At 64.6% G+C, this 23,821-nt stretch carries 23 protein-coding genes and 2 tRNA genes; 18 read left to right on the top strand and 7 right to left on the bottom strand.

Annotated elements, in window-relative coordinates; translation table 11 throughout:
- Positions 1-43: 43 nt before the first annotated feature.
- Positions 44-535: a DUF1499 domain-containing protein gene (locus F3K02_RS06150; protein ID WP_177134355.1), complete on the bottom strand. Its 492-nt coding sequence runs from the start codon at positions 533-535 to the stop codon at positions 44-46.
- Positions 536-579: 44 nt separating this feature from the next.
- Positions 580-2,124: a helicase HerA-like C-terminal domain-containing protein gene (locus tag F3K02_RS06145; protein WP_177134353.1), complete on the bottom strand. Its 1,545-nt coding sequence runs from the start codon at positions 2,122-2,124 to the stop codon at positions 580-582.
- 98 nt (positions 2,125-2,222) lie between these two features.
- Between F3K02_RS06145 and F3K02_RS06140 the strand changes: the two genes are divergently transcribed.
- The 9 genes from F3K02_RS06140 to F3K02_RS06100 all read left to right on the top strand — a co-directional run bounded on the left by F3K02_RS06140 (position 2,223) and on the right by F3K02_RS06100 (position 10,687).
- Complete coding sequence (locus tag F3K02_RS06140; protein WP_177134351.1) at positions 2,223-2,948, top strand: YebC/PmpR family DNA-binding transcriptional regulator; 726 nt, start codon at positions 2,223-2,225, stop codon at positions 2,946-2,948.
- Positions 2,945-4,222, top strand: coding sequence for a phosphoribosylamine--glycine ligase (purD, locus tag F3K02_RS06135; protein WP_177134349.1), 1,278 nt, complete (start codon positions 2,945-2,947; stop codon positions 4,220-4,222). Before F3K02_RS06140 ends, purD begins: the two co-directional genes overlap by 4 nt.
- Before the next feature lie 33 nt (positions 4,223-4,255).
- A complete protein-coding gene (hemF, locus tag F3K02_RS06130; protein WP_177134347.1) occupies positions 4,256-5,170 on the top strand; it encodes an oxygen-dependent coproporphyrinogen oxidase in 915 nt (304 codons plus the stop codon).
- Positions 5,167-5,844 carry a nicotinate (nicotinamide) nucleotide adenylyltransferase gene (gene nadD / locus F3K02_RS06125; protein WP_246309207.1) on the top strand — a complete coding sequence of 226 codons (678 nt, stop codon included), beginning with the start codon at positions 5,167-5,169 and terminating at the stop codon, positions 5,842-5,844. The genes hemF and nadD overlap by 4 nt, the downstream gene beginning before the upstream one ends.
- Positions 5,841-6,635 (top strand): ribosome silencing factor, encoded by a 795-nt coding sequence (rsfS, locus tag F3K02_RS06120; protein WP_177134345.1) that lies wholly within the window; start codon positions 5,841-5,843, stop codon positions 6,633-6,635. The genes nadD and rsfS overlap by 4 nt, the downstream gene beginning before the upstream one ends.
- On the top strand, positions 6,632-7,099 hold the full coding sequence (rlmH, locus tag F3K02_RS06115; protein ID WP_177134343.1) for a 23S rRNA (pseudouridine(1915)-N(3))-methyltransferase RlmH: 468 nt from the start codon (positions 6,632-6,634) through the stop codon (positions 7,097-7,099). Before rsfS ends, rlmH begins: the two co-directional genes overlap by 4 nt.
- Before the next feature lie 56 nt (positions 7,100-7,155).
- On the top strand, positions 7,156-7,773 hold the full coding sequence (locus F3K02_RS06110) for a Maf family protein (protein ID WP_177134341.1): 618 nt from the start codon (positions 7,156-7,158) through the stop codon (positions 7,771-7,773).
- 37 nt (positions 7,774-7,810) lie between these two features.
- Positions 7,811-9,391 carry an Rne/Rng family ribonuclease gene (locus F3K02_RS06105; protein WP_177134339.1) on the top strand — a complete coding sequence of 527 codons (1,581 nt, stop codon included), beginning with the start codon at positions 7,811-7,813 and terminating at the stop codon, positions 9,389-9,391.
- A gap of 207 nt (positions 9,392-9,598) precedes the next feature.
- Complete coding sequence (locus tag F3K02_RS06100) at positions 9,599-10,687, top strand: outer membrane beta-barrel protein (protein ID WP_177134337.1); 1,089 nt, start codon at positions 9,599-9,601, stop codon at positions 10,685-10,687.
- A gap of 62 nt (positions 10,688-10,749) precedes the next feature.
- Here the strand turns inward: F3K02_RS06100 and msbA are convergent, their stop codons facing one another.
- Positions 10,750-12,555 (bottom strand): lipid A export permease/ATP-binding protein MsbA, encoded by a 1,806-nt coding sequence (gene msbA / locus F3K02_RS06095; protein ID WP_177134335.1) that lies wholly within the window; start codon positions 12,553-12,555, stop codon positions 10,750-10,752.
- Between the two features lie 260 nt (positions 12,556-12,815).
- Here msbA and tolB point away from each other — a divergent pair, with 260 nt between their 5' ends.
- The 7 genes from tolB to F3K02_RS06060 all read left to right on the top strand — a co-directional run bounded on the left by tolB (position 12,816) and on the right by F3K02_RS06060 (position 17,785).
- On the top strand, positions 12,816-14,051 hold the full coding sequence (gene tolB / locus F3K02_RS06090; protein WP_246309205.1) for a Tol-Pal system beta propeller repeat protein TolB: 1,236 nt from the start codon (positions 12,816-12,818) through the stop codon (positions 14,049-14,051).
- A gap of 63 nt (positions 14,052-14,114) precedes the next feature.
- Positions 14,115-14,699: a peptidoglycan-associated lipoprotein Pal gene (pal, locus tag F3K02_RS06085; protein WP_177134330.1), complete on the top strand. Its 585-nt coding sequence runs from the start codon at positions 14,115-14,117 to the stop codon at positions 14,697-14,699.
- 13 nt (positions 14,700-14,712) lie between these two features.
- A complete protein-coding gene (ybgF, locus tag F3K02_RS06080; RefSeq protein ID WP_246309204.1) occupies positions 14,713-15,498 on the top strand; it encodes a tol-pal system protein YbgF in 786 nt (261 codons plus the stop codon).
- Positions 15,499-15,565: 67 nt separating this feature from the next.
- Entirely contained in the window at positions 15,566-16,681 is a 1,116-nt protein-coding gene (locus F3K02_RS06075) for a YeeE/YedE family protein (RefSeq protein ID WP_177134326.1), read from the top strand.
- A 29-nt stretch (positions 16,682-16,710) separates the two neighbouring features.
- The gene (locus F3K02_RS06070) at positions 16,711-17,532 is read left to right on the top strand and encodes a tRNA threonylcarbamoyladenosine dehydratase (RefSeq protein ID WP_177134324.1); all 822 of its coding nucleotides are present in this window, start codon (positions 16,711-16,713) and stop codon (positions 17,530-17,532) included.
- A gap of 46 nt (positions 17,533-17,578) precedes the next feature.
- A tRNA-Lys gene (locus F3K02_RS06065) sits at positions 17,579-17,654 on the top strand.
- Positions 17,655-17,709: 55 nt separating this feature from the next.
- Positions 17,710-17,785, top strand: a tRNA-Lys gene (locus F3K02_RS06060).
- A gap of 129 nt (positions 17,786-17,914) precedes the next feature.
- Here the strand turns inward: F3K02_RS06060 and F3K02_RS06055 are convergent.
- Positions 17,915-18,805, bottom strand: a complete 891-nt coding sequence (locus F3K02_RS06055; protein WP_177134322.1) for a LysR family transcriptional regulator — start codon at positions 18,803-18,805, stop codon at positions 17,915-17,917.
- 123 nt (positions 18,806-18,928) lie between these two features.
- Here F3K02_RS06055 and F3K02_RS06050 point away from each other — a divergent pair, with 123 nt between their 5' ends.
- Together F3K02_RS06050 and F3K02_RS06045 are read left to right on the top strand one after the other, a co-directional pair.
- The gene (locus F3K02_RS06050) at positions 18,929-19,795 is read left to right on the top strand and encodes an MBL fold metallo-hydrolase (protein ID WP_177134320.1); all 867 of its coding nucleotides are present in this window, start codon (positions 18,929-18,931) and stop codon (positions 19,793-19,795) included.
- Between the two features lie 12 nt (positions 19,796-19,807).
- Positions 19,808-20,443: a DsbA family protein gene (locus F3K02_RS06045; protein ID WP_177134318.1), complete on the top strand. Its 636-nt coding sequence runs from the start codon at positions 19,808-19,810 to the stop codon at positions 20,441-20,443.
- Positions 20,444-20,522: 79 nt separating this feature from the next.
- Here F3K02_RS06045 and F3K02_RS06040 read toward each other — a convergent pair whose 3' ends face one another.
- The 3 genes from F3K02_RS06040 to prmB form a co-directional block, all read right to left on the bottom strand.
- Positions 20,523-20,768 carry a GlsB/YeaQ/YmgE family stress response membrane protein gene (locus tag F3K02_RS06040; protein WP_177134316.1) on the bottom strand — a complete coding sequence of 82 codons (246 nt, stop codon included), beginning with the start codon at positions 20,766-20,768 and terminating at the stop codon, positions 20,523-20,525.
- A 153-nt stretch (positions 20,769-20,921) separates the two neighbouring features.
- A complete protein-coding gene (locus tag F3K02_RS06035) occupies positions 20,922-22,928 on the bottom strand; it encodes an ATP-binding cassette domain-containing protein (RefSeq protein ID WP_177134314.1) in 2,007 nt (668 codons plus the stop codon).
- On the bottom strand, positions 22,925-23,818 hold the full coding sequence (gene prmB / locus F3K02_RS06030; protein ID WP_177134312.1) for a 50S ribosomal protein L3 N(5)-glutamine methyltransferase: 894 nt from the start codon (positions 23,816-23,818) through the stop codon (positions 22,925-22,927). Before prmB ends, F3K02_RS06035 begins: the two co-directional genes overlap by 4 nt.
- Between the last annotated feature and the right edge of the window lie 3 nt (positions 23,819-23,821).

The raw sequence follows: 23,821 nt of genomic DNA, 5'->3' as shown, positions 1-23,821 counted from the left end.
TCGGTTGATCGGGTCGCCGATGGTGTTCGGCTGCACAAATGATTCATTGGCGCAGGTAGGCGGCGCGGATGTTTTCCATGCGCCGGCGGTTCAGTCCGGCGTCTTCGCGACCCAGGCGGCTGGCACTGCGCACCTCGATCACGCCCCGCGCCGGGTTGAACCAGAACTCGAGGTCGTCCACGAACCTGAGCCAGCGCGTCTGGGCCTGTGCGTAGAGGTAGTCCGGTCGCTGTTCCACCAGCGTGACGCCGGGCTCGGTCTGCAGCACGGTGGCCAGCGTGCGCAGCGAGGTCGCGGCGTCACCGTGCCTGAGGGGCAGGGGCACTATGAGCGCGTGGGCCCTTTGCGGGTGGTCCGGATACAGGTCGGCCTGGCTGGAGACGCTGTTGCGCGTGAGGGACGGTGGTTTCAAGCGTCCCTGTGTCACCCCGAGATCGGAAGGCCGATGGCCACCGAACCCGCCGAACTGGGCCCCGATCAGGACCAGAACGACCAGGGCGAGCAGGCCGTACAGCAGCGCTTTGAGCAGACCCACGCGGGGAGCCGAAAAGAACTTGGGAAGGGGCAGGGGGCGCCGGTTCAGCGCTTGCCGCCCAGCAAGCTTCCCAACACCCCCCGCACGATCTGGCGCCCGATGCCACTGGCCACGCTTCGCGCAGCCGTCTTGGCCATGGTCTGCACCAGCCCATCGTACTGACCGCCTCGTGGGCCGGTGCGGCCGAACAGGGCTTCGTTGACCATGCCGCCGAAGCCACCGCCTTCGGCCTCGGCTTCTTTTTTGGCCGCGCCGGGAATGCGCGGTGTCTTCACGCCGCCAGCTTCAGCAGGCGTGGCCTCGGCCGTGCGCGCGTCCACATGGGCACGCAGGATTTCGTGGGCGCTTTCGCGGTCCACCGTCTTTTCGTACACCCCCGCGACCAGAGAGTCGCGCAGCAGTTGCTGACGTTGTGCGTCGGTGATCGGGCCGAGCTGGCTGCCGGGCGGCACCACATACACGCGCTCGGTCTCGCTCGGGCGGCCTTTGGGGTCGAGCAGGCTCACGAGCGCCTCGCCCACGGCGAGTTCGGTGATGGCGGCCTCGATGTCCAGACCGGCCTTGGGGCGCATGGTCTCGGCCGTTGCCCTCACGGCCTTCTGGTCGCGCGGGGTGAAGGCGCGCAGTGCGTGCTGGATGCGGTTGCCAAGCTGACCGAGCACGCTGTCGGGAATGTCCAGCGGGTTCTGCGTCACAAAATAGACGCCCACGCCCTTGGACCGCACGAGGCGCACCACCAGCTCGATGCGCTCGATCAGCACTTTTGGCGCTTCGTTGAACAGCAGGTGGGCCTCGTCGAAGAAGAACACCAGCTTGGGCTTTTCCGGGTCGCCGATTTCGGGCAGTTGCTCAAACAGCTCGGACAGCATCCACAGCAGGAAGGTGGCGTAGAGCCGGGGCGAGTTCATCAGCTTGTCGGCCGCCAGGATGTTCACCACGCCCTTGCCGTCGACCGTCTGCATGAAGTCACTGATGTCGAGCATGGGCTCGCCAAAGAACTTGTCGCCACCTTGTTGTTCGACCTGCATCAGGCCACGCTGGATGGCGCCGACGCTGGCCGCGCTGATGTTGCCGTATTCGGTGGTGAACTGTTTCGCGTTGTCTCCGATGTGCTGCAGCATGGCCCGAAGGTCTTTCATGTCGAGCAGGAGCAGGCCGTTGTCGTCGGCGATCTTGAACACCAGGTTGAGCACGCCGGCCTGCGTGTCGTTGAGGTTCAACATGCGCGCCAGCAGCAGCGGCCCCATGTCGCTCACGGTCGCGCGCACCGGGTGGCCCTGTTCGCCGAACACGTCCCACAGCGTGGTGGGACAAGCCTGCGAGGCGGGCAGGGTGATGCCGCGGTCCTTCAGGACGGCGCTGATCTTCTCGCCGAAGCTGCCCATCTGGCTGATGCCGGTGAGGTCGCCTTTGACGTCGGCCATGAAGACCGGCACGCCGATGTTGGAGAACTGTTCCGCCAGTGTTTGCAAGCTCACGGTCTTGCCGGTTCCCGTGGCGCCGGTGATCAAGCCGTGCCGGTTGGCCAGCCCGGGCAACAGCTGGCAGGTGGTGTTCGCGTTCTGGGCAATCAGCATCGGTTCGGCCATGGCGGCGTCCTTCCTGTGGGCAGGGGAATGGGAGAAGTGGGTAAAAGTAAAATCGCTGGTTATTAGACCAAATCCTGGTCAGACAGAAGGACTCACTCGTGGCTGGACACAGCAAATGGGCCAATATTCAACACCGCAAAGGCCGTCAAGACGAAAAGCGGGGCAAGATCTGGACACGCGTCATCCGTGAGATCACCGTGGCCGCGCGCACGGGCGGTGGCGATCCGGCGATGAACCCACGTTTGCGCCTGGCGATCGACAAGGCCAAAGCCGCGAACATGCCCGCGGACCGCATCAAGTACAACGTGGACAAAGCCTCGGGCAACCTTGAAGGCCAGGCGCTGGAAGAGATCCGCTACGAGGGCTACGGCATCGGCGGCGCAGCCATCATCGTGGACACCATGACCGACAACAAGGTGCGCACCGTGGCCGAGGTGCGCCACGCGTTCAGCAAGTACGGCGGCAACCTGGGGACCGACGGCTCGGTGGCGTTCCAGTTCAAACACTGTGGCCAGATCATCTTCGCGCCCGGCACCTCGGAAGACAAGGTCATGGAAGTGGCCCTGGAAGCCGGTGCCGAAGACGTGATCACCGACGACGACGGCGCCATCGAGGTGCTGACCGCTTACACGGACTTCGAGGCGGTGAAGAACGCGCTGGAAGCGGCCGGACTGAAGCCCGAAGTGGCCGAAGTGACGATGCGTGCCGAGAACAGCATTCCCCTCGCGGGAGAAGACGCTGCGCGCATGCAGAAGCTGCTCGATGTCCTGGAAGACCTGGACGATGTGCAGGAAGTCTTCCACAACGCTGAGATCAACGAATGAAAGTCCTGGTGATTGGCGGCGGAGGCCGCGAGCACGCGCTGGCGTGGAAGCTCAAACAGTCCGAGGGTGTGGAGCAGGTGTTCGTGGCGCCCGGCAACGCCGGCACAGCGCGTGATGCGCAGTTGACCAACCTGGCCATCACCGACAAGGTGGCCCTGCGCGAATGGGTGCAGGCCAACGGCATCGCTCTGACGGTGGTCGGCCCCGAGGCGCCGCTGGCGGCGGGTGTGGTCGACGAGTTCCGCGCCCATGGCCTGGCCATCTTCGGCCCGACGCAGAAGGCGGCGCAGCTGGAAAGCTCGAAGGCGTTCAGCAAGGCGTTCATGCAGCGCCACGGCATCCCCACGGCCGAGTACCAGACCTTCACCGATCCGGTTCTGGCGCATGCCTACGTGGACGCCAAGGGCGCGCCCATCGTGGTGAAGGCCGACGGGCTGGCCGCTGGCAAGGGCGTGGTCGTGGCCATGAGCCCGGCCGAGGCGCACGAAGCCATTGACTTCATGCTGCTGGACAACACCCTGGGCGTGGCGCACAACGAGGGCGGTGCCCGCGTCGTGATCGAAGAGTTTCTGGAAGGCGAAGAGGCCAGTTTCATCGTGCTGTGCGACGGCGTGAACGCGCTCCCGCTCGCCACCAGCCAGGACCACAAGCGGCTGCTCGACGCCGACCAGGGCCCGAACACCGGTGGCATGGGCGCGTATTCGCCCGCGCCGGTGGTCACGCCCGCGGTTCACCAGCGCGCGATGGAAGAGGTGATCCTGCCCACGCTGCGCGGCATGGCGGCTGACAGCATTCCTTACACCGGCTTTCTGTATGCCGGCCTGATGATCACGCCCGACGGGCGCGTGAAGACGCTGGAATTCAACTGCCGCATGGGCGACCCGGAAACCCAGCCGATCATGATGCGGCTCAAGAGCAACCTGGCGCAGGTGCTGCTGTCGGCCACCCGCGCCGAGCTGGACACAGTGACGCTGGACTGGGACCCGCGCGTGGCGCTGGGTGTGGTGTTGGCCGCGGCGGGCTATCCGCTCAACCCGCGCAAGGGTGATGCCATCACCGGGTTGCCGACGGATGTGGCCGATGCCATGGTGTTCCACGCGGGCACCACCAGCGGTTCTGGTGGAGCGGTCGAGGTTTCGGGTGGTCGGGTGCTGTGTGTCACAGCGCTGGCCGACACCGTGGCCGCCGCACAGAAAAAGGCCTATGGGGTGGTGGACGGCATCCGGTTCGACGGCATGCAGTGCCGCCGCGACATCGGCTTCCGGGCCGTCTGAGGCCTGCGGAGCTTCAGACTACAAAAGAACAACATGAGCCAACAGACGCAGCGCGTGCGCGACTACCTGACGGGTCTGCAAGACCGCATCACCTCGACCGCGGCCATGGTCGATGGCGGCCGCTTTGTGGTCGATCACTGGAAGAAGCCCGCTGGCGAAACCCTTCAGGGACAGGGCATCACCCAGATCCTGGAAGGGGGCGCCGTGTTCGAACGCGCCGGCTGCGGTTTCTCGCACGTGACCGGGCCGCGTCTGCCGCCCTCGGCCACGCAGCACCGGCCCGAGCTCTCGGGGGCACCGTTCGAGGCCATGGGTGTTTCGCTGGTGTTCCACCCGCGCAACCCCTATGTGCCCACGGTGCACATGAACGTGCGCATGATCGCGGCCACACCCGAAGGCGGGCAGCCCGTGTGCTGGTTTGGCGGCGGCATGGACCTCACGCCCTATTACGGTTTTGAAGACGATGCGGTGCATTTCCACACCAGCTGCAAAACCGCTCTCGACCCCTTTGGTGTCGACAAGTACCCCCGGTTCAAGCGGTGGTGCGACGAGTATTTCTACCTCAAGCACCGCGACGAACAGCGCGGAGTGGGCGGTGTGTTCTTTGACGATTTTTCCGAGTTCGGCTTTGATGGCAGCTTCGCCATGCTGCGCTCGGTGGGCGACGCGTTTCTGGACGCCTACCTGCCCATCGTGGCGCGCCGCCAGGACGCGCCCTATGGCGAACGGGAGCGCGACTTCCAGCTCTACCGCCGCGGCCGGTATGTGGAGTTCAACCTGGTCTGGGACCGCGGCACACACTTCGGCCTGCAGTCGGGCGGGCGCAGCGAGTCGATCTTGCTGTCCATGCCGCCGCTGGTGAGCTGGTCCTACCAGCGCCAGGAACCGAAAGGCTCGCCAGAGGCGCGCCTGAACACCGACTTCCTGGTGCGCAAGGACTGGATTTGACGGGCGATTCCAGCACCGAGGCGAAATCGGATCCATCTCCTGCTGCATCCTTGCGCGTGGGCATGTTCGGCGGCGCGTTTGACCCGCCGCACCGGGCGCACCGCACGCTGGCGGAAACGGCATTGAGCCAGCTGGATCTCGACGTGTTGCACATTTTCCCGACCGGTCAGGCCTGGCACAAATCGCGCTCGTTGACGTCGGCCGAGCACCGCCTGGCGATGTGTGAGCTGGCCTTCGGCGATCTGCCCCGCACCCGCATTGACCGCCGAGAAATCCAGCGCGACGGCCCGAGCTACACCGCCGATACCCTTCGCGAACTGTCGGTTGAATATCCCGGGGCCGAACTGTTTCTGGTGCTGGGCGCTGACCAGCTGCTGGCTTTCAAGCGCTGGGTTCGGTGGTCCGAAGTGCTGGAGCTGGCCACCCTGGCCGTGGCCAACCGGGCCGCAGAGATCGGTGCCGATGCCTTGCGCGAGCATGCGCTTGAGGCGGACCTTTCCTCTGTGGACCTGCCTTTCCGGCGCCTTGAAATGCCGCTCCAAAACATCAGCGCCACCGCGGTGCGCGCCCACGTGGGGCAGCCCGTTGACCGCAGCAACTCGCTGTCGCTTCTGGTGCCCGAAGCCGTCGCAAGCTATATTTCACTCCATCACCTTTATCAAGAGCCTTCATGACCAGCGAAACCACCGCCAAAAAAGACATCCAGAAACTCCAACGTGCCATTGTGGAGGGGCTTGAGGATGTCAAGGGCCAGGACATCGTGGTCTTCAACACGGAACACCTCTCGCCACTGTTCGAGCGGGTGATCATCGCCAGCGGCACCTCCAACCGGCAGACCAAAGCGCTGGCGTCCAGTGTGCGCGATGCCGTGCGTGAAGCAGGCTTTGACAAGCCACGCATCGAAGGCGAAGAAAACGGCGAATGGATCATCGTGGACTGTGGTGCGGCCGTGGCCCATGTGATGCAGCCGGTCATCCGGCAGTACTACCGCCTGGAAGAAATCTGGGGTGCCAAGCCGGTGCGTCTGAAGCACGGCGCCGAAAAGGTTGCGGAAGCCAAGCCTGTGGCCAAAACCGCGGCCAAGAAGGCCACGAGCAAGACCACCAAGAAGGTCGAGAAGAAGGACGTGAAACCGATCGACGCGAAGTCGGTGGCCCGCAAGGCGGCGAAGGCGGTTTCCGCTGCGGCCGCTGCTGCGCCAGCCAAAACCGCCGCCAAACCCGGCACACAGGCCGGTGTCAAAGCCGTGGCCAAGACCGCGGCCAAAACAGCTGCCAAGACCGCCGTCAAGAAGACCGCGCCCACCGCCGCCCGCAAGACCGCAGCCAAGGCAGCGCCCACCAAGGCGCCGTTGAAGACCGTGGTGGTCAAGCCCAAGACCGCTCGAACCACGGCCAAAGGTGCGAGCAAGCCGGCGGCCAAGCGTGCCCCAGTGGCCAAAGCGGCACCCAAGAAAAAGGCATGAAGCTGCTGATCGTCGCGGTCGGGCAGCGCATGCCCGACTGGGCCCAGACCGCCTACGACGATTACGCCAAGCGCTTCCCGCCCGAGTTGCGGGTGGAGATCAAGACCGTCAAGACCGAGCCTCGCGGCTCCAAGAGCCTGGAAACGCTGCTGGCTGCCGAACGCGAGCGCATCCAGGCGGCCTTGCCGCGCGGTTGCCGTGTGGTCGTGCTCGACGAACGCGGCACCACGTTCACCACCAAAGCCCTGGCCCAACAGCTGCAGCAATGGCAGCTGGAAGGCGACGACGTGGCCTTGGTCATTGGCGGGCCCGACGGTCTGGAGCCAGCGTTTCGAGCCGCGGCGCACCAGCGCATCCGTCTGTCGGATCTGACTTTGCCCCACGCAATGGTGCGGGTGCTGCTGATCGAGCAACTGTACCGGGCGTGGTCCGTCAATGCCAATCACCCTTACCACCGAGAGTGAACGCGGCACCCGGCCGGAGCAGCCCGACGGTGGAGAGATCTCATTTTGTAACCGACATGTCTGAATTCATTTACCTCGCCTCTCAAAGTCCGCGCCGTCTGCAGTTGCTGGCGCAATGGGGCGTGCGCTGTGAACTGCTGCTGCCCGATGCGGACGAAGACGTCGAGGCGCTTGAAGCGGTGTTGCCCGGCGAAGCGCCGGCCAGCTACGTGCAGCGGGTGACCGGGCTCAAGCTCCAGGCCTCGCTCGCCCGGCTCAAGCGCCGGGGCTTGCTGTCTGCGCCGGTGCTGTGTGCCGACACCACGGTGGCGCTGGGACGGCGCATCCTGGGCAAGCCGGGTGACGCAGACGAGGCATGCCGCATGCTCGCGGATCTGGCGGGACGCCGTCATCGGGTGCTGACCGCCGTGGCCGTGGGCAAACCGACGGGTCGCGGTCTCCGTCAGTGGGCTGCTTTGTCCACCTCGTGGGTCAGTTTTGCACCCCTGACGGCGGCTCAGATACGCCGCTACGTCGACAGCGGTGAACCCATGGGCAAGGCCGGCGCCTACGCGATCCAGGGCCACGCGGCGCTTTGGACCCGCCACATCAGTGGCAGTTATTCGGGCATCATGGGCCTGCCTGCGCACGAGACGGCGCAGGTGCTCAGTGCGGCCGGTGTGCGGCTGGTCTGACACCGCCAACACACAGAATTCGAGACAAACGATCCCCATGAGCCAGGACATCTTGATCAATTGGGCGCCCCAGGAAACCCGGGTGGCGGTGGTGGAGCAGGGCGCGGTGCAGGAGGTGCATCTGGAACGCACGCTGGAGCGTGGCCTGGTGGGCAATATCTATCTGGGCAAGATCTCTCGCGTGCTGCCGGGCATGCAGTCGGCCTTCATCGACATTGGCCTGGACCGGGCGGCGTTTTTGCACGTGGCCGACCTGATGCCCAACATTGCCGCCAAGCACGCAGCGCCCCGCGACCGCAACCAGGCGCCAGTGTCTGCGGAAGGGGGGGGTGACAACGTCCGTGCCGAAGGCGGCGCCCATGGCGAAAACGGCTCCAGCAACAGGGTGCTCACACCCAACCCCGTGTTGCCCATCGAGCGGCAGATCTTTGAGGGCCAGGCGCTCATGGTGCAGGTGCTCAAGGACCCGATCGGTACCAAGGGCGCTCGCCTCACGGCACAGATCAGCATCGCCGGGCGGTTGCTCGTGTTTCTGCCGCAGGACAACCACATCGGTGTGTCGCAAAAAATTCCGCCGACCCAGCGCGAGGCCCTGCGCCAGCGTGTGCTGGGCCTGGCCGTGCCGCAGGATGGCAGTGCCACCGGGGGCTTCATCCTGCGCACCAACGCCGAAGACGCAAGCGACGAGGAGCTGAGGGAGGACATCAGCTACCTGCGCAAGACCTGGCAGCGCATCAAGGAGGCTGCCACGCGCCAGCCGGCGGCCACGCTGCTGCACGAAGACCTGAACCTGATGCAGCGCGTCTTGCGGGATCTGGTGAGTGCGCAGACGCAGTCCATCCGCATCGATTCGCGCGAGCAGTTTGGTTTGCTGCAGACTTTTGCCGCCGAGTTCATGCCGGACACCGCCAAGAAGCTGCAGCTCTACACGGGTGAGCGCCCAATTTTTGACCTGTTCAACATCGACGAAGACATCGCAAGGGCACTGAGCCGCCGGGTCGACCTGAAGTCGGGTGGTTATCTGGTGATCGACCAGACCGAAGCGCTGACCACCGTGGACGTGAACACGGGTGGGTTCGTGGGCGCGCGCAACTTTGACGACACCGTGTTCCGCACCAACCTGGAAGCCGCGCAGACGATCGCACGCCAGCTGCGGCTGCGCAATCTGGGGGGCATTGTCATCGTCGACTTCATCGACATGGTGCGCGAAGACCACCGGGACGCGGTGTTGACCGAGTTTCGCAAGCAACTCGCGCGTGATCGGGTGAAAACCATGACGGGCGGTTTCTCCCAGCTCGGACTGGTGGAGATGACGCGCAAGCGCACGCGCGAATCGCTGGCGCACATGCTGAGTGAAGTGTGCCCGGCGTGCAGCGGAAAAGGGGTGGTGAAGACCGCGCGCAGTGTCTGCTACGACATCCTGCGCGAGATCCTGCGTGAGGCCAGAGCCTTCAACCCGCGCGAGTTCCGTGTGGTGGCGTCGGCCAAGGTGGTCGAGCTCTTCCTTGACGAAGAAAGCCAGCACCTTGCGGGACTGTCCGACTTCATCGGCAAGCCCATTTCCCTGCAGAGTGAAAGCTCGATGACGCAGGAACAATACGACATCGTCTTGCTCTAGAACACCCTCGTTGCCCCCTCGGGAATACCGTGCATATCCTTCCAAAGCGGGGCTGTCTGTGCGGTAGCAAACACAGTTGCGTTTAGCCCCTTGTTACATGTGATCGCGTACCGAGGACTTGATAATTCCAGTTGACGAGAGAAGGGCGCGCTGTCATCCAGCGTGTTTCATTTCGCAAAATCCCTTTGTTTTTTGTCTGGAGAAATCATGAAACTCACACCATTGAATTCGGTGCTGCTGACCGGCGGTTTGTTGGTAGCCTCGATCGGCCATGCCGGTATGGTCAATGACGACCGAGGGAATGTGGGATATGACACCGCCGCAGAATGCGACGCTGCGGTGCAGGCGGGCCAGGCCCGTTTCTACGAACCATCGACCACCATGCCCACCCAGCGCCGCAAGGGTGAAGCGACCGTTCGCACCGCGCGCCTGTCCGACCTCGGACCGCAATACAAGCTGGGTGCTTGCGACGTGGGCGTGGGTCGCCAGAACGGCCGCAATGGTGTGGCCAAGGCGCTGGTTGGCAAGTACGTGCCCTACAGCCCCGACATGCCCATCAACCTCTACGCCGACCAGTCGGGCATGCCCGTGCGAGCCAGCATGGCCAAGTGCGACAACCGCTTTTCGGACGTGATGCCGCGCGCCGTGCCATTGCCGGTGGTTGCGCCTGCGCCCGCACCGGTTGCGGTGGCTCCCGCACCTGCCCCAGAGCCAGCACCAGCGCCGGTGGCCGCGGCCCCTGTTGCCGAACCCGTGGTGGCGCCACCACCACCACCGGCTCCCGGTATGACGCCCTACGTGTTCGGCACCTTGGGTTTCGTCAATGACAGCGTGGTGCACCGCGGTCAGGATGGCAGCATCCTCGTTGGCGACAGTGATCGTCAAATCGGTCTGCAAGTGGGCGCAGGTCTTCAATTCAACAGCATCCTGGGCGCCGAGGTTTTTTATCAAACCGGCAAGAGCCATGAGTACACCGCGCTGAATGGCGTGGACTTGTCCGCGAAGGCCAAAGTGTTTGGCGCCCGTGTGACGGCTGGCAGTAACGTGACTGAAAAACTGAGGTTGTTTGGCAAGCTGGGTGTGGCCAGTGTGAAGCACACCAGTGGCCAGTTTGCGGATCTGCCGAGCCATTCCAGCTCGCAGACCCGACCGACTGTGGGTGTGGGCTTCACCTACGCGCTGAGCGAAACCCTGATGTTGCGCGGCGATGCGGACCACTACAAGCTTCGCGGATCCAACAACCCACGCTGGGGTAACGTCGACTACTTCGGTCTGGGCCTGCAGTACAACTTCTGAAGTTGATGGCATCTCTGGATGCCCTGGAAGCCGGAAGCACCCTGGAGGTGCTTCCGGCTTTTTTACGCACCGGCTTCGGGGCTGAGTTTTTGTGCATGCAGCCGGGCATACAAGCCGTCGCTGCGGAGCAGTTCTTCGTGGCTGCCCATTTCGCTGATCTGCCCGTCGGCCAGCACGACCACGCGGTCGGCATGTTCGATGGTAGAGAGCCGGTGGGCGATCACGATCGTGGTGCGCCCCTTCATGAGCCGCGACAGGGCATCCTGCACCAGCCGCTCGGACTCGTTGTCCAGCGCTGAGGTGGCTTCATCGAGGATGAGGATGGGCGCGTTCTTGTAGATGGCCCTCGCGATCGCCAGTCGCTGGCGCTGGCCGCCGGAGAGTTCAGCCGCGTTGTGTCCCACCGTGCTGTGCATGCCCCTGGGCAGGCGCTCCAGCAGATCGAGCAGGTTGGCCGAGGCCAGCGCTGCGCGCACGCGCTCTTCGTCGATCTGGTCGTCGGCCGCCCCCAGCGCCACGTTGGCCGCCAGGCTGTCGTTGAGCATGATCACTTCCTGGCTGACCATGGCGAACTGGCGCCGCAGGCTGGCCAGATCCCAGCTGGGCAGGGGCACGTCATCCAGCAGCACTTCGCCGCGGTCCACTTCGACAAAGCGTGGCAGCAGATTGGCCAGCGTGGTCTTGCCCGAACCCGAGGGGCCCACCAGGGCCAGCACCTCACCCGGCTGGATGCTCAGGTTGATGCCGCGCAGCGCGCTGCGGTTGATGTGGCCGTCGTCCGGTTGCTCATCGCGCGTCGGGTAGCGCACCCAGACGTCGCGCAGGGTGATGGCGCCCCTCACCTGATCGGCCCGGTGGGTGCCGGAAGCTTGTGGCGGCGTTTCATCGATGAGTTCCAGACCCCGTTCCAGCGCGGCGAGACCCCGGGTGATCGGGCCAGCGATTTCGGCCAGGTGCCGGATCGGTGCAATCAACATCAGCATGGCGGTGACAAAGGCCACGAAGTTGCCCACGGTCACACCGCTGCTGGCGCTTTGCCACAGCGCCACCGCAATCACGGCCGACAACGCGGCGGCGGCGAGCATCTGTGTCAGTGGCGTCATGGCGGCGTGGGCCACCGTGGACTTGAGGGCCAGGCGCCGCAGGGAAACGCTGAGTCCGTCAAAACGCTGGGTCTGGCGCTGCTGGGCACCGTGCAGGCGCACCATGCGGTGGGCCAGCGCGTTTTCTTCCACCACATAGGCCAGTTCGTCGGTGGCCTGCTGGCTGGAACGCGTGAGGCGGTACAGACGGCGCGAGAGCACACGCATCACCAGAATCAGGCCTGGAAACAGCAGCAGCACGATCAGTGTGAGCTTCCCGTTCAGGTACATCAGATAGCCCAGCAGGGCCAGCAGCGTCAGGCTGTCCTTGGTCAGGCTCAACATGGCGTTGACCAGCATGGTCGACCCCGTCTGCACCTCGTAGACCAGGGTGTTCGAGAGTTTGCTGGCACTTTGCCGGGCGAACAGCGTCATTTGGGCATCGTTGAGCCGGACAAACATGGCCCGCCGCAGGTTCAGCAGACCCAGGCTGGCCGTGTAGGACAACGCATACTGGGCCAGAAATCCCGCCAGACCCCGCACACCAAACAGCCCCAACAGGGCAACGGGCACCATCCACAGATCGATGTTCCCCTCGGCAAAGCCCCGGTCCAGCAAGGTCTTGAGCAAAGCGGGGATCAGGGGTTCGGTCAAGGCACCCACGATGGTGCAGATGGCGGCCAACACGATACCGCTCTTGGCGGAGCGGAAGTACGGCCAGAACTGGCGCAGTCGCTGGGTGATGGTTCGGGCGGGCGGCGTGCCGGGGGCTTTGGAATCGGTCAAGTCTGCGCGGCCTGGGACGGCGGGGTAGGGTGGCTGGGCTGGGCACAGTGTGCCTGTGGGCACGGCCTGTACAGAAAAAGCACAACTTGTCACGGGTGCAGAAAGTGCTTCCGGTATTATCTGCTGGCAACCGGAAAACAGGATTCACAATCCGGTTTCCAGCCACATCACCCAACCTATCAAGAATGCAGGCATTGAATCGATCTGACTGGCAACCTTCGCGGCGGTCCCTTCTGGCCCACGCCACCGCACTTCCCCTGATGACCTGGCCACTGCAGGACGCACTGGCCCAATTCCGCGTCGAGGTTTCCGGTGCCGGGGTGACCCAGATTCCGGTGTCGGCGGTCAGCTTCCGCGACAACGGCCTGGTCAACCAGGACATGGCCGCGATCGTGCGGGCCGACCTGGAGCGCAGCGGGCAGTTCCGCTTTGTGGAGCCCTTGCCAGCGAGGCTCGACGAAACCTCGCGTCCCGAGTTCGCTTCCTGGCGCAGCAAGGGCAGTGACGCCCTGCTGACCGGCAGCGTTTCGCGTCTGGCCGATGGCCGCTTTGACGTGCGATTCCGGCTGTGGGATGTGGTGCGTGGCCAGGATCTGGGCGGGTTGAGCTACCCGGTGTCCACCGCGGATCTGCGTTTTGCGGCGCACCGGATCGCTGACTACGTGTACGAAAAACTCACCGGTGAAAAGGGCGTCTTCTCGACCCGCATCGCCTATGTGGCCAAGGCCGGGCAACGGCACACCTTGCTGGTGGCCGATGCCGATGGCGAGAACGCCCGCGCGACCCTGACCAGCCCCGAGCCCATCATCTCGCCGAGCTGGGCACCGGGCGGTGCGCAGCTGGCCTACGTGTCGTTCGAATCGCGCAAGCCCGTGATCTACTCGCACGACGTGGCCACGGGCAAACGCCGCCTGCTCGCCAACTTCCGGGGATCGAACAGTGCCCCAACGTGGTCGCCCGATGGCCGTCAGCTGGTCGCGACGCTGTCGATCTCCGGCAATGCGCAGATCTACGCCATGGACGCCAACGGCAGCGCACCGCGCCGCCTGACCCAGTCGGGCAGCATCGACACCGAACCCGTTTTCAGCGCCGACGGCAACAGCATCTTCTTCGTCAGTGACCGGGGTGGTTCACCGCAGATCTACCGCATGGGTGTGCAGGGCACGAATCCGCAGCGTGTGACCTTCACCGGCAACTACAACATTTCACCGGCGCCCAGCCCGGATGGCCGTTGGCTGGCCTTCATCTCGCGTGTTGGTGGTGCGTTCCGCCTTCACGTCATGGAGCTGGCCTCGGGCAATGTCACGGCACTGAGCGAAACCAGTGCCGACGAAAGCCCCAGCTTTTCGCCCAACAGCCGACTGATCATCTACGCCACCCGTGACCGCGGGCAGGAGGCCCTCATGACCAGCACGGTGGATGGGCGCATCAAGACCCGCCTTGCCAGTGCCGGGGGAGACATTCGCGAGCCCGAATGGGGCCCGTTTGCCCGTTGACCTCAGAGTCCTCCGTTCTGCCATCCATCCTCCATTCAAACCTGCCCAGAAAGGGATACACCCATGAACAACAAATTCCAACCTGCTCCATCCTCCGTCCAGCGTGGCAACCGCGTGTGGCTGAACCGTTTCGCCGGCCTGCTGGTCGTCGCCTCGCTGGCCGCCTGCGGCTCCAGCGTCAAGCTCGACGACGTGCCCGTTGAAGACCGCACCGGTGGTGCGGCCGGGCAGGCGGGTCAAGGCGGAGCCGGAAGCGGCGTGGACCCCCGCGGCGTGTCGGGCGTGGAAGTGCCTTCCATGGATTCGCAACAACCCGAGGCCATGGCCCGCGTGGTGTACTTCGATTACGACAGCTTCGAAGTGCGTGGCGAATACGCCGCAACCCTGGAAGCCAACGCCCGTTACCTGAAGGCCAACAGCAGCCGCAAGATCGCTCTGGAAGGCCACACCGACGAGCGCGGTGGTCGTGAATACAACCTCGCACTCGGTCAGAAACGCGCCGAAGCCGTGCGCCGCTCGCTTTCCCTGATGGGTGTGAGCGAGTCGCAAATGGAGCCGGTGAGCTTCGGTGAAGAAAAGCCCGCGGCACTGGGCATGGACGAGGCCTCCTACGCCAAGAACCGCCGGGTCGAACTGACCTACCGTTGAACCGATGTCCCTGATGAACCGTTCTGTTCCCTCGCTCCTGAGTGCCGCGGCCCTGCTGGTCGGCAGCCTGTGGCCCCTGCAGGCGCACGCCCTGTTTGACGACGATGAGGCGCGCAAGGCCATCATCGAGTTGCGCAACAAGTTCGATACCCATAGCCAGTCGACTGCCGCCAGCTTGTCTCGCATGGCCCAGGAGGTGAGGGACAGCCAGGCCACGACCCAGCGCAGCCTGCTGGAACTGTCCAACCAGAACGAACAGTTGAGTGGCGAGATCGCGCGGTTGCGTGGGCAGAACGAGCAACTGGCGCGTGAAGTTTCCGAGCTTCAGCGTCAACAGAAAGATGCACAGGCCGGCGTGGATGCCCGCTTGCGTCAGGTTGAACCGGTGCCCGTTTCTCTGGATGGCCGCGAGTTCACGGCTTCACCCGAGGAAAAACGCGACTTCGACGCGACCATGGAGCTGCTGCGCCGTTCGGAGTTCGGTCCAGCCGCTGCGGGGTATGCGGGCTTGTTGCGCCGTTATCCCGACAGCGGCTACACGCCATCCGTGCTGTACTGGCTGGGCAACGCCCAGTACGCCAACCGCGCCTACAAGGAGTCGATCGAGAGCCACCGCCGTCTGGCGACCCAGTTCCCCGATCATCCCCGCACGCCCGAGGCTTTGCTGGCCATGGCCAACAGCCAGATCGAGCTCAAAGACAGCAAAGCCGCACGGCGCACGCTGGAAAACCTGATCAAGGTCTATCCCCGATCCGAGGCCGCAGCGGCCGGACGCGAGCGTCTCGCCCGCCTGCGCTGATCGCGGCGGGTTCTTGCATTCGCCTTCCGGTCCGGGCGACCGGAGGGCTCCTCCTACAATGTCGGCCATGATGGACATCGCCGATATTCAAACACTGCATACCCAAGTTCTCTGGGCCGCCTTCGCGGTTTCGGTGGTGTTTGGTTTTATTGCCCAGCGCACCCAGTTTTGCACCATGGGCGCCATCAGCGACATCATCAACATGGGGGCCTGGACGCGCATGCGCATGTGGGGCATGGCGGTGGGGGTGGCGTCGATCGGCTTTTACTTCATGGGCTGGCTGGGCTGGATCGACACCAGTCAGACCATCTACGGGTCTGGCCGCATCATCTGGCTGTCCGCCATCGTGGGTGGCACCCTGTTCGGCTTTGGCATGGTGCTGGCTTCGGGGTGTGGCAGCAAGACGCTGGTGCGCATCGGGGCTGGCAGCCTGAAGTCGCTGGTGGTCTTTTTTGTCATGGGCTTTGCCGCATATGCCACGTTGCGCGGCGTGCTCGCGGTGCTGCGCGTCAACACCGTTGACCTGGTGGCTTTTGATATCGCGGCGGGTGGCACGCTGCCGATGTGGATGGCTTCCGCCCTGGGGCTGGAATCTGGCACCGCAGGTCTGCTGGCCGCATTGATCCTGGGAGGCGCACTGGTCATCTGGGCCTTGATGGACGAAGATTTCCGCAGTGCCAACAACCTGCTGGGCGGTGTGGGCCTGGGTCTGGCGATTGCTGCGATGTGGTGGGTCAGCGGTCACATGGCGTTTGTGGCCGAGCATCCGGAAACGCTGGAATCGATGTACCTCGCCACCAACACCGGGCGCATGGAGTCCCTGACCTTCACCGCACCCATGGCCTACGCCCTGGACTGGCTGATTCTCTTCAGCGACAAGTCCAACGTGCTGACCCTCGGCGTGGTCACCGTGGCGGGCGTGGTGGTCGGGGCCTTTGTACAGGCCTGGCTGGGTGGCAGTTTTCGCTGGGAGGGTTTTCGCAGTACGCAAGACACCGCTTTGCACATGGGGGGTGCGTTCTGCATGGGCGTTGGAGGTGTGACAGCTTTGGGGTGCACCGTGGGCCAGGGTCTTTCAGGCTTGTCCACGCTGAGCCTCACCAGCGCCATCGCGGTGGTGGGCATCGTGCTCGGCGCCATGGCCGGTGTGCGCTTTCAGCTCTGGTTGCTGGAGCGCGAGTGAGTGATCAGAACGGGACGACCGCGCCTGTCATGACCCCCGATTTTGAACGCCGCTTCGGAGGTTTGCGCCGGCTCTATGGCCAGGAAGGCTCCCAACGCATCTTTGACGCACACGTGGTGGTGGTTGGCATCGGCGGTGTCGGTTCGTGGTCCGTCGAAGCCCTGGCACGCAGCGGCGTTCGACGCCTCACCCTGATCGATCTGGATCATGTGTCCGAGTCCAACATCAACCGCCAGATTCACGCCTTGGACGCTACCTTGGGTCAGAGCAAGGCACTGGCCATGCGCGAGCGCATCGCGATGTACCACCCGGCCTGTGTGGTGGACGTGATCGAGGAGTTTGTGACGCCAGAAAACTGGCCCATGCTGCTGAATGGTGCACCGGGCGAGGCGGGCATGCGGCCCACGGGGCTCATCGATGCCTGTGACCAGATGCGGGCCAAGACGAGGCTGGCCGCCTGGGCCGTGGGCAACAAGCTGCCGTTCGTGACCGTCGGAGCAGCGGGTGGAAAGCGACTGGCCCATGCGATGGAAGTGGCCGATCTGGCCGTTGTCACACACGACCCCTTGTTGGCGCAGTTGCGTTACCAGCTGCGAAAGCACCATGGCGGCGCACGCAGCGGTTCCATGGGCGTGAGCTGTGTCTTCAGCCGTGAGGCTGTGTCGCCGCCCGATGCCTCGTGTGCACTGGCTGGGGCGGTTGACGGATCGTTGAATTGCCATGGCTATGGATCGGCAGTGAGTGTGACCGCCAGTTTCGGCATGGCTGCGGCAGGGGCCTTGATGAACACGATCGCGAGCGTTTCAAAAAGTACTGCCAGCCTTGAAAACAGCTTAAAAATAACGCTATAATTTGAGGCTTGGCGACGAGGCGAAAGCCAACTTTGCGGGGCCAAATGGGGCGTTAGCTCAGTTGGTAGAGCAGCGGACTCTTAATCCGTAGGTCGAGTGTTCGAGTCACTCACGCCCCACCAGACGCTGGTATCTGGGGTCTCGCATTCGGTTTGTCGTTGATGTTTTTTGTATGTTGGGACGTTAGCTCAGTTGGTAGAGCAGCGGACTTTTAATCCGTTTGTCGTGGGTTCGACCCCCGCACGTCCCACCAGATTCCCCTCGCGGGAGTTGAAAAGCCTGCTACTGATTCGGTAGCAGGCTTTTTCATTTCTGGTCGCGTCACCAGCCCGTGCCCGTTTTATCTTGAGTGCACCCGCCAAAAAGCCGGATTCGCGCAGTGCTACCAGCGCGGGGTGGCAAACCGTTGCACCAGAAAATCCAGCAGGGCGCGCACGGCGGGCGACAAGTGCTTGCGTGACGGGTAGAGCGCATAGATCGCCATGTCCGGTGGTTTCCAGTCCGGTAGCACCGCCAAAAGACTGCCGTCGGCCAGGTGGGGGTTGGCCAGGTAGGTGGGCTGCAGGGCCACGCCACCGCCCGCCAAGGCGGCCTGCAGCAGGGCGGTGGCCTCGTTGGCGCTGAGCTGGCTGCGCACATGCACCTGACGGTGCTCCTCGCCCCGGCTGAGCGCCCAGGTGCTTTTGCCGAAGTTGGCAAAACTCAGGCAGCGGTGGGTTTCCAGATCGGCCGGAACCTGTGGCACACCGTGCTCGGCCAGGTACGCGGGCGAGGCCACCAGCACCGAAGCGCAGGGCGCCAGCACGCGGCCGATCAGCGCGGGGTCGGGCTCGGCGCTGATGCGGATGGCCAGGTCGATGCGGGTCTCGACCAGGTTGAGCGCGCCCTCGCTGGCGTTCAGGTCGATCTTCAGCTGCGGGTGCAACTTCAGGAAGTCGGCCATCGCGGCGGCCAGTTGCGCGTAAGCGAAGGAGATGCTGCAGGTGACGCGCAGTTGCCCACGCAGCGCCGTGTCGTGGCGGCTGGTTTCCTGCTCCACGTCGTCCATCAGCGCCAGCATCTGCTGGCTGCGGCGCAGGCAGGTCTCGCCCGCGTCGGTAAGCGTGACGCTGCGGGTGGTGCGCTGCAGCAGGCGCGCACCCAGCCACTGCTCCAGCGCGCCCACATGGCGCGTGACCATGGCGCGCGACATCTCCAGCTTGTCGGCCGTGGCGCTGAAGCTGCCGCTCTCGGTCACCGCCACAAACACGCGCATGGCGGTCAACCGGTCCATGATTTGCTCTGATATTGAAACATATATGGCCGGATTATGCGGTTTATCTGTTCGGATATTGAAATTACAGTTCGTTCCAGCGCTGAACAGTGCCACCTTAAACACATCCCACAGGAGCCTTCCATGATCCGCACCACCGTCATCGCCGCCTCGCTGGCCATCGCCTTCACCAGCGCCCAGGCCGCCCAGCCGCTGACCGTCAAGGTCTACAACGCCGCCGGCAACAGCTTCAACGTCAACTCGACCCTGGTCTATGGCGAAAAAGAAGCCATGGTGATCGACGCCGGCTTCACCCGCGCCGACGCCCTGCGCATCGCCGCCAATGTGCTCGACAGCGGCAAGCAGCTCACCACCATCTACGTGAGCCAGGCCGACCCGGACTACTACTTCGGCGTCGAAACGCTCAAGGAAATCTTCCCCCAGGCCGACGTGGTGAGCACGCCCGCCGTGCTGGAAAAACTCAACGCCAAGATGGCGGGCAAGGTGGCGTTCTGGGGCCCCAAGATGGGCGCCAACGCTCCGCGCAAACCTGTGGCGCCGCGCGCACTGGAAGGCAACAGCCTGAAGCTGGAAGGCCAGACCATTGAAATCCGCGGCACGCAAGGCCTGCTGGCCCACCGCCCCTACGCCTGGATCCCGTCGATCAAGGCCGTGGTGGGCGACATCGGTGTCTTCGGCAACATGCACGTCTGGACCGCCGACACGCAAAGCGCCGCCGAGCGCGCTGCCTGGGTGGCCCAGCTGGACGAGATGGCCGCGCTCAAGCCCGAGCTGGTGGTGCCCGGCCACATGAAGGCCGGCTCCGCCGTGGACGCCAGCGCCATCACCTTCACCAAGGACTACCTGCAGACCTTCGAGAAGAACCTGGCCGCCAGCAAGAGCAGCGCCGAACTGATCGACGCCATGAAGAAAGCCTACCCGCAGGTGACCGACGGTGCGATGTCGCTGGACATCGGCGCCAAGGTCAACAAAGGCGAAATGAAGTGGTGAAGAGATAAAGCCATGAGCACCACCGTCACCTATCTGTTCGATCCCCTGTGCGGCTGGTGCTATGGCGCTTCGCCCGCGGTGCAAAAGCTGGGGCAGCAAAGCGGCGTCACGCTGGAACTGGCACCGACGGGGCTGTTTGCCGATGGTGGCCGCCGCATGGACGCGGCCTTTGCCGAATTCGCCTGGTCGAACGACCTGCGCATCGCCCAACTCACGGGCCAGCGCTTCACCGAGGCTTACCGCCAGAACGTGCTGGGCCGCCACGGCAGCCCCTTCGATTCGGCGGCCATGACACGGGCCCTCACCGCGGTGTCATTGACCGAACCGCAGCGCGAACTTGACGCGTTGAAGACGTTTCAGGAGGCCCGCTACGTGGACGGTCTGGACACCGGGAACGCACTGGTGGTCGGCGTGCTGCTGCGCGGTCTGGGTCTGGTTGCAGCGGCCGACCGGCTGGCGGCGGCCGACGCCGAGCTGATGGAGCGCAACGCGGCGCGTCTGGGCCAGGCGCGCCGCCTGATGCGGTTGCTGGGCGTGCAGGGTGTACCGGCCTTGGTGGTGCACAGCGCGTCAGGCGACCGGCTGCTGGGCGGTCATGTGGTGTACGGCGATACCGAGCACCTGCTCGGTCAGATCGAGGCCAGCTGAAGGAGCGATCCCTGCGCGTTTATCAAACCGTGCTGGACCACCTGAAAGGCCCACGTTGAAACACCGCAGGATCAAAGGTTCACTTCTTCCGGATCAGGCCGACGACCACGAGCAGGATCACGGCGCCCACCACCGAGGCGATGAATCCCGCGGCTTGTCCCGGGGCGTAGAGGCCCAGTGCTGCGCCCCCATAGCTCGCGAGGAACGAGCCTGCCACGCCCAGCAAGGCGGTCATGATCCAGCCCATGTTGTCGTCGCCGGGTTTGATGGCGCGGGCGACGAAGCCCGCGATCAGGCCAATGAAGAGGGTGATCAGGATGGACATGTGCGGACTGCCTTTCGATGTGCCGGGTTGAACAAGGTAAGGTGCCCACTGTAGCGTCAAGCCCGCCTGTCCGCTCCCACCGCTCTCTTGCAGCACGCCTGCCTGTGAACGCCGTCACTGCGCCGTGCATTCCGCAGACAGAACGAGCGCTTGTCACCCGTTGGCGCTGGCGCCTTCGATCTGTTCGGTGAGGTCCAGCCAGCGCAACTCCAGCGCTTCGATTTGATCGTTCACCGCTTTGAGCTCGCGCCCGGCATCGGCCATGTCCTTGGGATTCGCGGGCTGGCTCAGGCGGGCCTCCAGCTGGTTTTTCTGCAAGTTCAATGCGGCGGTGCGCTTTTCGTTGTGCTCCAGCTCTTTCTTCAACGGGCGCAACTGCTCGGTGAGCTGTTGGCGGCGTTGGGAATCCTGCTTGCGCTGTTCGGGGCTGCGGTTGGCCGCGGGGGCCGGCGCGGCCGCGGCCACCACAGCGGGTGCCGCCGCGTTGCCCCGCTGCAGGTCTTTCTGCTCCTGGCGCTGGGCTTCCCGTGACTGTTTGGCCATGTCCAGCAGGTAGCGCTGGTAGTCGTCCAGATCGCCGTCGAACGGCGCAATGCCGCCGCGGGAGACCAGCCAGAATTCGTCGCACACGGCGCGCAGCAGGGCACGGTCGTGGCTGACCAGCATGACCGTGCCTTCGAACTCGTTGAGCGCCATCGACAAGGCTTCGCGTGTGGCGAGGTCCAGGTGGTTGGTGGGCTCGTCGAGCAGCAGCAGGTTGGGGCGCTGCCAGACGATCATGCACAGCACCAGGCGCGCCTTCTCGCCGCCGCTCATGCTACCGACCGCCTGCTTCACCTGGTCGCCGGTGAAGTTGAAGCTGCCGAGGAAGCTGCGCAGGTCCTGTTCGCGCGTGGCCTGGCCGCTCAGGCGGCCTTGCGCCGTGCACTCGCGCACCAGGCGGATCATGTGCTCCAGCGGGGTGTCGGCCGGACGCAGCACGTCCAGTTCCTGCTGGGCGAAGTAGCCGATGTTCAGTCCCTTGCCCTCAATGATCTCGCCGCTGATGGCCTTCAGGTCGCGCGCGATGGTCTTCACCACGGTGGATTTGCCCTGGCCGTTGGCACCCAGGATGCCGATGCGCTGCCCGGCCAGTACCGAGCGGCTGACGTTGCGCACAATGGTGATCGGTTCGCCGCCCGCGGCGGGTGGCGGATAACCAAAGTTCACCTCGTTCATGGCCAGCATGGGGTTGGGCAGGTTCTGCGGCTCGCTGAACTCGAAAGTGAAGTCGGCGTCGGCCAGTACCGGGCCGATTTTCTCCATGCGCTCCAGCGCCTTGACCCGGCTTTGCGCCTGTTTGGCCTTGCTGGCCTTGGCCTTGAAGCGGGCGATGAACTTCTGCAGGTGTGCGACCTTCTCCTGCTGTTTGGAGTACGCCGTGGCCTGCAGCGCCATCTGCTCGGCGCGCATGTCTTCGAACTTGCTGTAGTTGCCGCCGTAGCGCGTGAGCTGGGCGCGTTCGATGTGAATGGTGACGTCGGTGACGGCATCGAGGAACTCGCGGTCGTGGCTGATCACGAGCATGGTGCCTTCGTAGCGCTTGAGCCAGGCTTCCAGCCAGACCAGGGCGTCCAGATCCAGGTGGTTGGTGGGTTCGTCGAGCAGCAGCAGGTCGCTCGGGCACATCAGTGCGCGGGCCAACTGCAGGCGCATGCGCCAGCCGCCCGAGAAGCTGTTGACCGGGTTGTCGAGTTCGTCGGTGCGGAAACCCAGGCCCAGGATGAGCGCCTGCGCGCGGGCGGGTGCATCGTGAGCGCCCGCGTCGTGCAGCGCCATGTAGGCGTGGGCCATGCGCTCGCCGTCGTTGCTTTCTTCCGATGCGGTCACTTCCTGCTGCGCGGCGAGCAGGGTCACGTCGCCTTCGATGACGAACTGCGTGGCGGGCATGTCGGTCTCGGGCATGTCCTGCGCGACCTGGGCCATGCGCCACTGGGCGGGCACGTAGAAGTCACCCTTGTCCTCGTGCAGTGTGTGGTTGAGCAGACCGAACAGGCTGGACTTGCCGGCCCCGTTGCGACCCACGAGGCCGACCTTTTCGCCGGGGTTGATGGTGGCGGAAGCGCCATCGAGCAGGACCTTCGTGCCACGACGAAGGACCAGGTTTTTCAGTGTGATCATGGGCGGGGCGCTGGCGGCTGGGCCATTGCCGAAAGGGATTCGGAGGTGAGAAGAAGGACCTGGTCGTCGCCGGCGCTGGTGGACAGCCACACGGCTTCGAGTTGCGGGAACGCGGTTTCGAAGTGTTCGCGTTCGTTGCCGATTTCGAGCACCAGCACGCCGTGGGGCGACAGGCGCGAGGGCAGGTCTTGCAAGAGGGTGCGGATGAAGTCCATGCCGTCGACACCGCCCGCCAGCGCGAGTGCGGGCTCGGCGCGGTATTCGGCGGGCAGGGCGTCCATGCTCTGCGCGTTGACATAGGGCGGGTTGCACAGCACCAGATCCCAGGGGCCGGGGCAGGCTTTGAGCCCGTCGGACTCGATGAGCGTGATCCGGTCCTGCAGGCCGTGCTGGTCGACGTTGATGCGGGCTACCGCCAGAGCATCGGTGGAGAGGTCGGCGCCGGTCACTTGCACCTGCGGCCAGGCCAGGGCCGCCAGCACAGCGAGACTGCCGTTGCCGGTGCACAGGTCCAGCACGCGGGTCGTGTGTTCGCCCAGCCAGGCGTCGAAGCCGCCGTCGGCGATCAGCTCTGCGATGAAGCTGCGCGGCACGATGGCGCGCTGATCCACATAAAACGGCACCCCCTGCAGCCAGGCTTCGTGCGTGAGGTAGGCGGCCGGTTGGCGGGTCTCGATGCGGCGTGTGATCAGCTCGGCCACGGCCAGCGCGTCTTCGTCAGAGACGGGCGTTTCGGCCATCTCTTCCAGGTCGCCGTCCAGCGGTAGATGAAGTTGCCACAGCACGAGCCAGGCGGCTTCGTCGCGGGCGTTGGTGGTGCCGTGGCCATAGGCCAGATGGGCGGCTTCGAGGCGTGCCGTGGCCCCGGCGAGCAGGTCTTGCAGAGTCATGGG

Source organism: Hydrogenophaga aromaticivorans (genome assembly GCF_013387465.1).
Lineage (GTDB): Bacteria > Pseudomonadota > Gammaproteobacteria > Burkholderiales > Burkholderiaceae_C > Hydrogenophaga > Hydrogenophaga aromaticivorans.
Note: the sequence above shows the minus strand (reverse complement) of the source record. Positions and strands in the feature narration are given on the sequence as shown.